Origin of the sequence: Halobacteriovorax sp. RT-2-4 (assembly GCF_047085445.1) — a bacterium.
Classification (GTDB): Bacteria; Bdellovibrionota; Bacteriovoracia; order Bacteriovoracales; family Bacteriovoracaceae; genus Halobacteriovorax_A.
Genome location: NZ_JBKIXY010000002.1, coordinates 166,379 through 178,969, shown reverse-complemented (window position 1 = coordinate 178,969; position 12,591 = coordinate 166,379). Strand labels below are relative to the sequence as shown.

The following is a 12,591-nucleotide window of genomic DNA, read 5'->3' as shown; positions in this document are numbered from 1 at the left end:
CAAATGGAATAAAAATTAATCAAAGGCTCTATTTATAGAATATGCATTCTAGGTGTCTTTTCTTTACACGTGGCCAATAAAAAAGCACCTAGAATGAAAACTCCGAACTTTTGTTCTGACTTATTTTATTCGTTAGTTTTGTTTACTTGCTGTTTTTCTCCTTTTTTCAGTCTGTTTTAAATCTCCATGTAAGTACTTCGCTGCTTTTCTTAGAAAGCCTGGCATTTTATCTTCACCGTAAGGTGCAACATAACCATTGGTAGAGAAGTAGACTCCTACAAAGTCTCTTTTTGGATCGATATAAATACCTTGGCCAATATTTCCGTGCTTCCAAAGCGCCCCATCAGCGAAGACCCCATCAAATTGATAAGAGTTTCTTACTGGAGATTCTCCAAACTCTTCTATTTGTCCTTTGTACTTTGCACCTCTTTTGTAGGCATTATCACTTCCCGCTGTTTGCAGCCTTCTAAGAACTCTCTTTGAAACAACTGGAGAGACAGCAGCTTTCTTCCAACTAGGAGTAAAGAGCATTCCATATCTTGCAAAATCTTCAATTGTACTTGAAATTAGACCGTGAGCAATTGAGGTCCCGTCGGGGGTAAGGTGATGCTGCATTGGAAGTCTTGCAGTCATCTTACCCCATACTCGTTCTTCAAAAACTTTTGCCCAAGTTTTATTTTCAATTCTCTCTGCTATGACAACAAAGACTTGAGTTACAGCTGATGAGTAGCGGAATACTTCTCCGGGGTTTTCACCTTCAATTTTTTCAGCAGTTTTTAAGACTTCAAGCCAATTGTCTACATTTCCTGTCGATGGATTTTTTGCTCCAAATTCTGCACTAAAGAATTTAACAATAATCGATTTCGGGTCAACAATTGCTTGGAGAGTTTCTTCAAGCTTTAAGCCAGTGGCCATGTTAGCTGCATCAATCATTGATATATTGTCCCAATTAGTTCCCTTAAATTCAGGAAGATAATATGAAACACTTTTTCTCATATCAATCTTTCCCTCTGCTTCAAGTTGAGCAATGACAAGTCCTACTGTTGTTTTTCCTGGAGACATCCAAACGTGGTAGTCTTCTCGGTTCATTCCTGGGAGGGCCTCGTAGACAATTCTACCTTTGTGCACCATCACAACTCCTTGTACTCTGTGATTTGGATGGGAGACATATTGGTCAAGACTCAATTCACCATCTTTCGTTGTAAAGAATACATTCTTTCCAATTCTTTTGTTAATCTTCTTAGATAAGGCCTTGTACTTGTCATTAGGCTTTGAGGTTGCTGTAGGCATTAATTCACTAAGATTTTGGTTATAGTATAAAGCGTGATCTCCTCCCATTTGATAGTGGAAGTTCTCAAAGCTTTGTTGCGCCTTCTTACTAAATTCTAAAGAGAAGGGTTTCTTTGCCACACTAACTGGTAACGTTGTCGATGCTCCTGGGACTTTTAAATACTTTTTAAGAGGATTCTCTTTCTCTGCAAATGTGAGAAAAGAAAAAAATGAAAAAGCTCCTAACAAAAGTGAATATTTAATATTCATTACTGACTCCTAGATTTATTATTTTTCAACTACAGAAGCACGACTTCTTGTATTTCGATCTTCAAGCATATTCTTAATTATTTCACCATTTTTCATAATCACAGCAAAACTAGTTTCTGGTGTTGCAATTAAATCAATATTTTTAAGAGGATCGCCGTTAACTAAAATTAAATCAGCATAGGCACCAACTCTCACAACTCCTAGTTCTCCATCCGGATATGGATCACGTTTGCCACTAAGTTTAAGTAGTTGAGCATTATCATGAGTAAGAATTCTTAGAACTTCATGTGGCTTAAACCATCTTTTCATTTTTGCTGCCATTTTTCCTTGCTTAGCTGCAAGTGCTGGATCAAATAGGGTATCAGTTCCCCAAGCAATCTTAACTCGATGTTTTTTTGCCGCTCTCATGACTTTATCTGTTCCGTTTGTCACTTCTACAAATTTGGCCTGGCTAACTGGATCTGGAAATGGAATGGCATCTTCATCGTTAAGAATTGGCTGAATACTTAACCAAACTCCTTTTTTGGCCATCTTTTTGAGTGTCTTATCACTCAGTAGGAACCCATGTTCGACACTTTTAACTCCTGCATTTATAGCTTGCTCTATTGCCTTATCTGAAAATGCATGGACTGTTACATATGTATTCCAATTATTGGCCTCTTCAACAATTGCTTTCATTTCATCGTATGAATATTGAGTAACATCAAGAGGATCATAGAGTGATGAAACGCCACCGCCGGCCATGACCTTTAGTTGACTTGCACCCATTCTAAATGCTTCTCTGGCACCTTTTCTTACTTGAGGAACACCGTCTGCAATAATTGTCATACCAACTCTTTGGAAATAGTCGAGGTCTTGATTATTTGATGTCGGAACTACGGTTGCAGGTCGAAAGTCACCATGTCCAGAGGTTTGTGAAAGATAAGGGCCAGATGGATAAATTCTTGGTCCTTTAACCATTCCATTATCTGTTGCCTTCTTTAGTCCAAATACATTGCCGCCAACGTCTCTTACACTCGTAAAACCACGAAGTAATGTATCCTCGTTTGTTTTAACTGCATTGATTGATATATATTGTAAATCTGCTGAGAGAAGTTGAGCTTGTGGCATTGTTGCTAATGTTGAGTGCCAGTGGTTATCAATCATTCCTGGCATTAAAACTCTTCCTTTACCACTGATAACTGTAGCATCTGCCGAAGCTTTTACATTTCTTCCAATTCTTTTAATCTTATTATTTTCAATTAAAACATTTGTTGTCCCTGAAAGCTTAGTGCTTGTTCCATTAAAGACTTTTACCCCTTCAAAAAGTACAGAAGAGGAAGCGTAAATTAAAGATTGGCCAAAAAATAATAAAAGCCCGAGTGTAATCCTATTCATTTTGATCTCCTATATGCTTGTGTTTATATGTGCTATAAGTCGAATTATCGAACTTTGGATAGAGTTCTCAATTAAAGTAATGTTGAAGAATACCTAGGTGTATTTGTAGTTTAATATTTCATTAAATTATTTACTTTTATTAATTCCTCTTAGATCATTTTTGGTTTTTATAATGAGAATCATGAAAAATACGATAATCAAAATAATAATTTGTACTTTGACTCTTTCTATCTATGCTGAAAGTTTAGAATTTGACTCCATATACAGTGTTGAAGGGATTCTCAAGGACAATGAAAAGCAACAAAGAGATAGCGTCTTAAAGTGGCTTGTTAGTTCAAAGAAGAGTCTTAAAGAAAATTACGGTCTTTCTTTGGGTGTGGATAATTTTACGCATTATCTCGATTCAAACTCTGATCAAGACCCATCAGATGCTGCAAGTAACGTCTTTCGTCTCTATGGTACGTGGACGTTAATAGGTAAGGGAACACCCAATGATGGTGCACTGATATTTAAAGTCGAAAGCCGTGATGCAATTGGAAATAATCTATCGACACAGGCGCTAGGGCCAACTCTTGGGTACGCAGGAACTTTCGCTTCAACTTATAGTGATAAAGGCTGGGTTTATACGAATTTTTATTGGAAGCAACATTTTGCGGATGGGAAAGGAGGAGTTGTTTTTGGACAGGTTGATGTCTATGACTACGTCAATGTTAATAGTATTGGAAGTCCTTGGACTGGATTTACAAACTTAGCGTTTCAGCACCAGCCGACTTTTCCTGGCCCTCCTCAAGGTTTAGGTGCTGCTGCCTCATATCACTTTAATTCTAATTGGTCTGTGCTTGCAGGTTTTGTTAATGCAAATAACGATCCCCATAAACCGATTGAAAGTGCTAAAAAACTCTTTGATGAAGGAGAAACATTTAAGCATATCGCAGTTGGATGGTTACCGAAGTGGGCAGCTCGATTTGATAGGTCTCTGCAGTTTACATTCTGGCAAGTTGATAAAAGAGAAAAGGCTGGAGTGGAGTCAGGTTCTGGTTTTTCATTCCTAATGAGTACTATTAGAGGTAAATGGACACCATTTCTTCGTGCTGGTTATGCTGATGGTGGAGGGGCCATGCTAGATCGTGATATTAGTGTTGGTACGGGGCTTAAGTTAAGAGATGAAAAGGATTTAGCTGGTCTTGGTATCGGTTGGGGGCGAGCTCCCTATAATGATAGGGATCAATATACTTTAGAAGCATTTTATCGCTATGGAGTTAAGAGCTTTATGCAATTGTCGCCTTCAATTCAATATATTTCAAAGCCTGCTAATGATTTATCAACCGATGATATCTTTGTCATTGGTGCACGTTTAAGAGTTTTCTTTTAATAAGTTTTTTTACAACATAACAAGGAAGTTTAAATGAAAAGAGTATTTTTACTTATTGTTCTTTTATCAATAGTTTCTACAACCCACGCTCAGGGCAAGTTTAAAAAAGACGAGTATCAGGCACCAGTTCTAGCATCAACAGAAGATATCTCTAAAGAGTTATCAAACCCAAATACGCCTCTCGCTTCTTTAACATTTAAAACATCATATACAGCTTTTGAAGGAGATCTTACTGGAGCTGATGATCAGGATTCATTGACAACTCTCTTTCAACCAGTCTTTCCTTTTCCAATTGATCATGCAACCAAGACAAATTTATTCATTAGACCTGCTATTCCAATTGTATGGAAAACACCAACTCTTGGTAGTAATGGTTTTAGGGATGTTAATGGGATAGGAGACATTGGTTTTGATATTGCTTTAGGTAGAACTTATCAAAACGGTACTGTTCTAGTTGGTGGTATGCAAGGACTAATTCCTTTAAAGAATCACCTATCTGTTAATCAATGGCGATTTGGACCTGAGTTTCTCTATGCTTATTTATCTAAGAAGTGGTATGCAGCAATCTTTCCATCTCATCTGTGGGATACATCAGGAAACGAGCAGTACTCAAACACACAAATTGAAATATTTGCTGGCCTTTATTTTGAGAACGCATGGACATTAATAACGAATCCAAAACTTAGTTATAACTGGGTGACTGATCAGACAACAATTCCACTAAATCTAACGGTCAGAAAGGTGACAAAACTAGGTTCTACTCCTCTAAAGCTTGAGTTAGGTTTTGATTACTATGTTGAAAAGGATGATGCCTTTGGACAGGACTGGGCCATTAATTTAAGTATTACACCTGTTATTGATAATTTTATCTACAACTTATTTAAATAGAAGTATTACTTCAGGTGCTTTTCCTTTAAGCAAGGTCAATGAAAAGCACCTGAAGCGGAAGATTAGGCCAATGTTATTTTAATCTTCTTCATTCGGCCTTCACCAATTGAGACTGTTTTAACTTCTTTATGCTTATCAAGGTGTTGATGAACAAGTCTGCGATCTGATGCGTTTAATGCTTTTAGTGTTACTGGCTCGCGAGAGTCTAGAACTTTAGCTGTCTCACGCTCAACCATCTTAATAAGACTGTCTTCCTGACTCTTTACACCCTTACACTTGAAATTTAGTCTAACTTCTCTAGGAACTTCAACACTGTTGTAAAGGTGAAGTCTTGTTAGGTGCTCAAGAGCTTGGAGTAGTTCATTATTATCTCTTGTTAACATTTTCTCATCTGCTCCAGAAAAGAAGATCTTAATATCCTTTCCATTAAATGAGAACTTTGCAAATAGCTTCAAGTTTGCCTTTTTAATAAGATTAATTAGAAATGGCATCACGATTTTTTTATACGTTGGCCTAAGGCTATAAGTGAACTTTGTAAGCCTCTTTCCAAATAAGAAGAACTTCTTGCGTCCCTGTGTCGATTCATCAAGGCTTAGTTGTGAATCATACTTTATCTTGAAGAATGCAAGAGCGGCTGCCTTCGCACTTTCTTGAGAGTCTGCTTGAATCGTAAACGTTGGTGTATTTGGTTTCTTTTCTATTTTCTTAATAGGTTTTGTTACTGGTGCATCAGTTCTTTGAACTGTCTTTTTAACTCTTTCTTGAGTTTTCTTTTGAGTTCTTTGGCGCTGAGGTTTCTTGCGCTGATCTTTTTGCTCTTGTGTTAATGGTTTGCCAGTTGTTCTATCGACAACTTTAAAAGTTTTGCGGTCAATGAATGGCTTCTTTGAAAGATTTTTCGATATATCTTCTGGGCCAACGTCTAACTTTGGAATTTTATCACCAATAAAATCTTGAATAGGATCTAGATATTCACAGTCATCAAATGAACAAAAGCTTATTGCTTCTCCTTCGCAGCCTGCTCGACCTGTTCGACCAATTCGGTGAACATAGTTTGCAGCATCTTGTGGAAGATCGTAATTGATAACAAGATTAACATCTTTTATGTCGAGACCTCTTGCTGCAACATCTGTACAAACAAGGATTGTCGTCTCTTTCGATTTAAAGTCTTTGATAAGCTTTGTTCTCTTAACTTGAGAAAGGCCACCTGAAATTGCCTTTGCTTTGAAATCCATTGCGATCAGCCATTCAGCAACTAAGTGTGTTTGAAATTTAGTATTACAGAAGACTAGGGCGTATGCATCTTCGTGATTTCGTATGAGGTTGACAAGAAGTCCCATCTTCTCATTTTCATTAATCATCGCTAGCTTATGATCGATGTGATCAACAACCATATTGTCTTCATTTAGCTTGATCTCAATTGGAGTTGAGTTGAACTTGTAGGCCGTATTTAGAACTGCCATATTAGTCGTGGCCGATACCATGATTAATTGTCTATCATCTGGCATTTGGCCAAGTGTGTATTCAATATCTCTTTGGAAGCCCATGTCAAATAATCGATCAGCTTCATCAAATACGATTCCGTAAGTGCGATCAATGAGGACGGCTTTTTGCTTAAGTAGGTCTACTAAACGTCCTGGGGTTGCAATAATGATATGAGCACCCTTCTTTATTTGCTCTTTTTGCTTTTCGAGGCTTTCACCACCAATAACGCAAACTGTTTTAATTCCAGAGTCACTACCTAGATCTTTAAAGACCTTTGCAGTTTGTTGCGCTAGCTCTCTTGTCGGAGAAAGGACAACGTAATGAACCTCATCAACTTCCACGAGGTCATCATGAATGATATGTTCGATGATCGGGATTGCAAATGACGCAGTCTTTCCAGAGCCTGTTTCAGCAAGAGCAAGTATGTCTTTACCTTCTAAAATTGGATCTATTGTTAGTTCTTGGATGGCGCTTGCTGTTGTGAATCCACATTTTTTGATGGATTCAAGGAGGCCTGCGCTTAAATTAAAGTCTTCAAATGGTATATTATTTGTCATAGCAATCAATATACGTTAAACGACGCACTAATCTAAGTAATTTCTTTAATTTAATCATATTTACTGCGTTTAAGTGCATTTTTGCCTTTTTATAGCGAATTATATCTAACTATAATTACTTATGAAAAAAATTCTCTTTTTAGGACTTGGACATTTAGGACAGCACTTTCTTTCGCAAAATAAAATACACGAAGTAATTGGGACAAGAAGAAAGTCAGATGAATTAGAAACTAACCTCATCGAATTCTCTTTAGGTGAGAGCTGGAAAGCTTCAAAGGACTTTGATGTTATTATCATTTCATTTCCACCTGTCGAAGAATACTCTCTTAAACTTCAAAAACTATTAGATGATTTAGGGCCTTTAAATAAAGTTATTTTTATTAGTTCGACTTCGGTTTTCGGCACAGGCCAGATAAATGAAGATAGTATGAAAGTTGGTCATACAAGTAATGCTAAAGAGCTTATTGAGTGCGAAAAATTGATATCACAGTTGGATGATTATGTAATTGTCAGGCCAGGTGGCCTTATTGATAGTAAACGCCATCCAAAATTCTTTTCTAAGAAAATGTCAAAGCTATCAAAGTCAAAAACTAATGTTAATCTAGTTCACACAAGTGATGTTGCTGCATTTTTACACTACGCAATTGGTCACAATATTATTAATGAAGATTTTAATCTGGTTTGCGATGATCATCCTACTAAAGAGGAATTCTATCGTAGCTTTAATTCGGCGATATCTTTTGATTCAGAAAATTCAGAACTTCGAATAATTGATAATTCTAAGAGTAAAAATACTGGTTTTACTTATCATTATAGTAATCTTTCTTGGTCTAAACTATAATAATTAAAATTTTTTAGATATTGTGAGGCCACAATGAATATTAGAACGCCTAGTCTGTCAGACGTTGATAAGTTATTTCAAATCGAATTAGAAAACTATGGTGAGCAAGAGGCGACTGAGAAAGAAACTTTTCAGGCCCTAGTAGAATTTCCAGAAGACTATATCGGCTATGACCTTAAGGTACTAGTAGATGCAGAGGTAATCGGATTTTATTGTACCGTGGAAGAGGACGGAAATATCGAGCTAGTTGATATTGCAGTCTCAAAAGATTTTCAAGGAAGGGGTCATGGCTCAACGTTACTTGAAGAATGTTTAAAAAATCATGCTCAAATGCCTTTGTCTTTGACTGTTAGAGAAGATAATTATTCGGCAATTGCTTTATATAAGAAATTTGGTTTTAAACAAACTGAAATCGAGAAAGATTACTACGATGATTGTAATGGCCTGCGATTTGAGAAAACAGATTTATAAATAGGAATAATATGAGTAAGAAAGTAAAAATTTTTGTAGCTGAACAATATGATCCATATTTTAATCTCGCGACAGAGAATTGGATTTTTAACGATATGGACACGGATTCTCATGTTCTCTTTCTTTGGCAAAATGATGAAACTGTTGTCATTGGAAAGCACCAAAACCCGTGGACAGAGTGTATTACAAGTAAGATGGAAGAAGACGGGGTGAAACTTGCTAGACGCCAAAGTGGTGGCGGGGCGGTTTTTCATGATCTTGGAAATACTAATTTCACTTTCATGTCATCTAAAGAGTCATACGATAAGGACGCCAATAATAAGATCATTACAAATGCTTTAAAAACGTTTGGGGTTGAAGCCTTTGCTAATGGAAGAAATGATATTGAAGTGAAAATTGCACAAGAAGAAGGATCAAGAAAAATTTCTGGTTCGGCCTTTAAGGTAAAGAGAGATCGAAGCTTTCATCATGGAACACTTCTCATTAATGCTGATCTAAGTAAACTTGCTAACTACTTAAACCCTAATAAGAAAAAACTAGAGTCAAAGGGGATCAAGTCAGCACGTGCACGTGTGATGAACCTTTCAGAACTTAACTCTGAAATCAATCATGAGAGTCTTTCAAAGGCCATTGTTGAAGAGTTTTGTCGTTTCTACGATGCCCAAACACAGGTAGAGGTTTTAAACTACGACTTCTTAAAGTCTGTTCCTAAAGTTAATGAATACTATGAGGAATTAAAGGATTGGAATTGGCTTTACGGGAAAACGCCGAAGTTTAATCATCAATTTGATGAACGCTTTGACTGGGGTGGTGTTGAAGTTCATATAAATTCAAATAAAGGAATAATGGAAGAGGTGACAATCTTTAGTGACTGCTTACACCCACCTTTAATTGAGTCTTTTGCTGAAAAACTAAAAGGCATTGCTTATGATGTTAATGCTGTTCAAGATACCTTGAATAAACTTAAAGAGGACTTTCAAGATCATCATAGTGAAGTGGATGATTTTTCCAACTGGCTTGTCACAAATATCAAATAAATTTGTATGGAGTATTAATAATTGAAAGACATATATATTTTAAAAGATAATTTAAAGACATGCTTTAGGGTAAGTGGAGCAGAATCTGGGAAACCTGTCCTTTATATAAATGGTGCAGGGATGAGTGGAAGTTTAAATTTCTATCAAGAAGACCTTTTGGATAATAATATCAAGCTTTATTCGATTGATAGGCCAGGCTTTGGTCTGTCGGACTTCAATGAAGATAAGTCTTTTTCTAGTATCACTGAATCAGTAGAATTGTTATTAAGAGAGCTTAAGTTAGATCAGATTGACGCTATCGCATTCTCTCAAGGTGCGCCTTTTTTGTACCATATGTGCTTGCATGGGATTGTTAAAAAGGCCGTCATAGTTTCTGGTCAAGATGATCTACATTATAAAAGTACTTATGAGTTACTTGATGAGAATACGAAAGGTTTTGTTAACTCTGTAAGTAGTGGCCAATTAACATGCGATGAATTTCAAAAAACTTTCAATCTGGATGGTTTTATAGAGTTCGTTATTGGAACATCTTCTGAAGTCGATAAGAAGGTCTATACGCAAGATTCATATAAGAAGATGTATGGCGAATGTCTTCAAGAAGGGATTGGAAGTTCATTTGAGTCTTATTATCAAGACCTATTTATGTGCTTATCTCCTTGGGGCTTCAATCTTGAAGAAGTTACAACAGACGTATTCCATCTATATGGGAAACATGATTATAGCCCAGTTCATTCACCAGATTTTGGAGAGACTCTTACTCAAAGAAATTCTAATTTTACAGCTGAAGTAATTGATAGTGTTGGTGGAGCCTTGATTTGGACTCATGGCAGTTATATTTTGAAAGGGTTATGCTACAATTAGGTCATGAAATATCTCGTTACTTTAGCGACTCTTATTCTTAGTCTAAGTTGCCAATCGAATTCTGAAGAATACTACGATCAGTACATAAAAAAGTGCAATGGTAATAGTTGTTGTGAAAGCTCTATACGAAATGCCAAGTCATCTGAATCTATCATTCTTGAAGATGGTAAAAGTTGTCCCGATGGATATCGTGTTGAGATGCAAAAGTGTATTGGTAGCAAACGTTGGTGTGTCGTAAAAAAATGAAGAATAAAAAGGGCCAACTTAATTGGCCCTATATATTCTTAGTAAGCAAGAATTAGTGATTCAACAGGGTCAATACATGACTCGAGAATAGTCATATAAAGATATTCTTCTTTGTCATTATCGTATTCAGCAAGAGTTTGATTATTAAGTCCGTACATAGTACATGAGATATTTACAAATGCTCTGCCTTGTCTAACAAGTTGGAAATTTTCAAATTTAAGTGATGAGTTTAAATGACGATAATCTTTAGTCTTTCCATCTAGTGCTTTCAGAAGATCTGCATCAAAAGAATCAGCTGAATCTTTCCAAGTATAGGCCTCGTATGAAATTGTACACTGATCACCGCTGCAGTTCATCCCTTGTGTATACCAATTTATATCGCCACCACAGTATGTATCCATACAAATATCACCCATGTAGTCATTGATATCTTTTGCTTCTGATTTGGATAGAAAATCAGACTGAGCTGAGACAGCTGTTGATAGTGAAATTACAACTAGAAAAGATAGAAGACCTTTCATTTATTACTCCCTGCGAAATTTTTGTTTTTTGTTTAAATAGCGAAAGTGACATGATGTGCAAAGATACTAGATAATATTTACTTACAAGGGCCTAGAGGGTTTTGATTGTAAAGTATTGAAATTTAACAATCTAAATGTGTACGTTTTAAAATTTTATGATATATTCTGCGTCCTTATGAATCATTATGAGTATAAAGAATATTCGCAAATCTCTGATGAGGTCTTCGAAATCGTTTCCCAGACGAATTCACAGATCTTTAGTACGCCGTATTGTGTCGACAGAATGTACTCAAAAACAAAAGACTGCACTAAGTTTCTTGCACAATTTTACTTTGATGGCAGCCAGCCAATCGCCTTTAAAGTTGGCTATGATTGTGGTGATTATTTCTACAGCTGGGTAGGTGGTGTTGTGCCATTTTATCGTGGTCAAAAATTAGCGACAAAATTGATGGAGAGGCAACATGAGTGGGCCAAAGAGCAAGGCTTCACAAAGGTTCGTACTCACACTGATGCTCGCTATCCAGAAATGATTGAACTCAATGAAAAATTTGGTTTTAAGTTAATTGATACTAGAATCAAAGAAAATCATATCGAACAGCTAATTCTAGAAAAAAACTTATAGTCATACTTAGAGTTTACAAAAACCTAACATTCAAATCCCATACTAAGGATATTATTTTTTTAATTTATTTTTAAAAAGGGATATCAATGAAATTTATATCAATCTTAAGTGCACTTATACTTACTCTTTCATCTTTTGCAGAAACTTCTCTTCAAGATCGACTTAACGAAAGAAAAGAGAAGGCCAATAAAAAGCGCTCTGTTGAAGTAACTAAGGTTATGGATGAAGCCCTTAAACATCTTAAAGATTCTGGAATTGTCGAAGAGAGTGTGAAAAAAGGCACTAAAGTTCCGAGTTTTAAAATTGGTGGGAAAGATATTAGTGAATATTATAAGGATGGAAATATCATTGTAAGCTTCTACCGTGGAAGTTGGTGTCCATACTGCATGATTCAACTCAAAGAGTATCAAAAGTACTATGAAGAAATTCAAAATAAAGGTGCAAAACTTATTGTTCTAGCACCAGATACCAAGAAGGAAATTGCTAAAACTAAAAGAAATCATAAATTAAATTTTCCAATTTATTCGGATGTCGATAATAAGATTGCAAAAAAATTTGGATTAGCTTTTAAACTCGAAGAAAGTTTGAAGGCCGTTTATTCAAAGTTCGGGATCGATATTGAGAAAAATCAAGGTAATGATAAATTTGAGCTACCTTTGCCTGGTACTTATATCATTAATAAGGAAGGACAGATCATTTATGCTTTTGCAGATGCTGATTATACGAAAAGGGCCGATCCCAAAGATTTATTACAATATTTAAAATAGAACTTAC

General features: G+C 36.0%; 13 protein-coding genes. 9 read left to right on the top strand and 4 right to left on the bottom strand.

The window, feature by feature from the left end:
- Window positions 1-132: 132 nt before the first annotated feature.
- Together ACMAYL_RS11260 and ACMAYL_RS11255 are read right to left on the bottom strand one after the other, a co-directional pair.
- A complete protein-coding gene (locus ACMAYL_RS11260) occupies window positions 133-1,539 on the bottom strand; it encodes a serine hydrolase domain-containing protein (protein WP_412470104.1) in 1,407 nt (468 codons plus the stop codon).
- An 18-nt stretch (window positions 1,540-1,557) separates the two neighbouring features.
- Window positions 1,558-2,916, bottom strand: a complete 1,359-nt coding sequence (locus ACMAYL_RS11255; protein WP_412470103.1) for an amidohydrolase family protein — start codon at window positions 2,914-2,916, stop codon at window positions 1,558-1,560.
- Window positions 2,917-3,097: 181 nt separating this feature from the next.
- Here ACMAYL_RS11255 and ACMAYL_RS11250 point away from each other — a divergent pair, with 181 nt between their 5' ends.
- A complete protein-coding gene (locus tag ACMAYL_RS11250; RefSeq protein WP_412470102.1) occupies window positions 3,098-4,288 on the top strand; it encodes a carbohydrate porin in 1,191 nt (396 codons plus the stop codon).
- 33 nt (window positions 4,289-4,321) lie between these two features.
- A complete protein-coding gene (locus ACMAYL_RS11245) occupies window positions 4,322-5,176 on the top strand; it encodes a hypothetical protein (RefSeq protein WP_412470101.1) in 855 nt (284 codons plus the stop codon).
- A 62-nt stretch (window positions 5,177-5,238) separates the two neighbouring features.
- Here the strand turns inward: ACMAYL_RS11245 and ACMAYL_RS11240 are convergent, their stop codons facing one another.
- A complete protein-coding gene (locus ACMAYL_RS11240) occupies window positions 5,239-7,218 on the bottom strand; it encodes a DEAD/DEAH box helicase (RefSeq protein ID WP_412470100.1) in 1,980 nt (659 codons plus the stop codon).
- Window positions 7,219-7,339: 121 nt separating this feature from the next.
- Here ACMAYL_RS11240 and ACMAYL_RS11235 point away from each other — a divergent pair, with 121 nt between their 5' ends.
- The 5 genes from ACMAYL_RS11235 to ACMAYL_RS11215 are packed head-to-tail and all read left to right on the top strand — an operon-like array spanning window position 7,340 to window position 10,674.
- Window positions 7,340-8,059: a hypothetical protein gene (locus ACMAYL_RS11235; RefSeq protein ID WP_412470099.1), complete on the top strand. Its 720-nt coding sequence runs from the start codon at window positions 7,340-7,342 to the stop codon at window positions 8,057-8,059.
- 33 nt (window positions 8,060-8,092) lie between these two features.
- A complete protein-coding gene (locus ACMAYL_RS11230) occupies window positions 8,093-8,530 on the top strand; it encodes a GNAT family N-acetyltransferase (protein ID WP_412463142.1) in 438 nt (145 codons plus the stop codon).
- A gap of 11 nt (window positions 8,531-8,541) precedes the next feature.
- Entirely contained in the window at window positions 8,542-9,567 is a 1,026-nt protein-coding gene (locus ACMAYL_RS11225; protein ID WP_412463141.1) for a lipoate--protein ligase, read from the top strand.
- Window positions 9,568-9,588: 21 nt separating this feature from the next.
- Window positions 9,589-10,428 carry an alpha/beta hydrolase gene (locus ACMAYL_RS11220; RefSeq protein ID WP_412463140.1) on the top strand — a complete coding sequence of 280 codons (840 nt, stop codon included), beginning with the start codon at window positions 9,589-9,591 and terminating at the stop codon, window positions 10,426-10,428.
- A gap of 3 nt (window positions 10,429-10,431) precedes the next feature.
- A complete protein-coding gene (locus ACMAYL_RS11215; protein WP_412470098.1) occupies window positions 10,432-10,674 on the top strand; it encodes a hypothetical protein in 243 nt (80 codons plus the stop codon).
- 38 nt (window positions 10,675-10,712) lie between these two features.
- Here ACMAYL_RS11215 and ACMAYL_RS11210 read toward each other — a convergent pair whose 3' ends face one another.
- Window positions 10,713-11,195, bottom strand: a complete 483-nt coding sequence (locus tag ACMAYL_RS11210; RefSeq protein ID WP_412471094.1) for a hypothetical protein — start codon at window positions 11,193-11,195, stop codon at window positions 10,713-10,715.
- A gap of 175 nt (window positions 11,196-11,370) precedes the next feature.
- On the opposite strand from ACMAYL_RS11210, the gene ACMAYL_RS11205 reads away from it, so the two are divergent.
- The gene (locus ACMAYL_RS11205) at window positions 11,371-11,817 is read left to right on the top strand and encodes a GNAT family N-acetyltransferase (RefSeq protein WP_103219102.1); all 447 of its coding nucleotides are present in this window, start codon (window positions 11,371-11,373) and stop codon (window positions 11,815-11,817) included.
- Window positions 11,818-11,903: 86 nt separating this feature from the next.
- Window positions 11,904-12,584 carry a peroxiredoxin-like family protein gene (locus ACMAYL_RS11200; RefSeq protein ID WP_103219103.1) on the top strand — a complete coding sequence of 227 codons (681 nt, stop codon included), beginning with the start codon at window positions 11,904-11,906 and terminating at the stop codon, window positions 12,582-12,584.
- The last annotated feature ends 7 nt before the right edge of the window (window positions 12,585-12,591 follow it).

Coding starts and splice junctions, on each gene's coding strand:
- ACMAYL_RS11240 (WP_412470100.1), bottom strand. CDS start 7,218: ATGACAAATAATATACCATTTGAAGACTTTAATTTAAGCGCAGGCCTC.
- ACMAYL_RS11200 (WP_103219103.1), top strand. CDS start 11,904: ATGAAATTTATATCAATCTTAAGTGCACTTATACTTACTCTTTCATCT.
- ACMAYL_RS11205 (WP_103219102.1), top strand. CDS start 11,371: ATGAATCATTATGAGTATAAAGAATATTCGCAAATCTCTGATGAGGTC.
- ACMAYL_RS11260 (WP_412470104.1), bottom strand. CDS start 1,539: ATGAATATTAAATATTCACTTTTGTTAGGAGCTTTTTCATTTTTTTCT.
- ACMAYL_RS11215 (WP_412470098.1), top strand. CDS start 10,432: ATGAAATATCTCGTTACTTTAGCGACTCTTATTCTTAGTCTAAGTTGC.
- ACMAYL_RS11230 (WP_412463142.1), top strand. CDS start 8,093: ATGAATATTAGAACGCCTAGTCTGTCAGACGTTGATAAGTTATTTCAA.
- ACMAYL_RS11235 (WP_412470099.1), top strand. CDS start 7,340: ATGAAAAAAATTCTCTTTTTAGGACTTGGACATTTAGGACAGCACTTT.
- ACMAYL_RS11210 (WP_412471094.1), bottom strand. CDS start 11,195: ATGAAAGGTCTTCTATCTTTTCTAGTTGTAATTTCACTATCAACAGCT.
- ACMAYL_RS11255 (WP_412470103.1), bottom strand. CDS start 2,916: ATGAATAGGATTACACTCGGGCTTTTATTATTTTTTGGCCAATCTTTA.
- ACMAYL_RS11225 (WP_412463141.1), top strand. CDS start 8,542: ATGAGTAAGAAAGTAAAAATTTTTGTAGCTGAACAATATGATCCATAT.
- ACMAYL_RS11250 (WP_412470102.1), top strand. CDS start 3,098: ATGAAAAATACGATAATCAAAATAATAATTTGTACTTTGACTCTTTCT.
- ACMAYL_RS11245 (WP_412470101.1), top strand. CDS start 4,322: ATGAAAAGAGTATTTTTACTTATTGTTCTTTTATCAATAGTTTCTACA.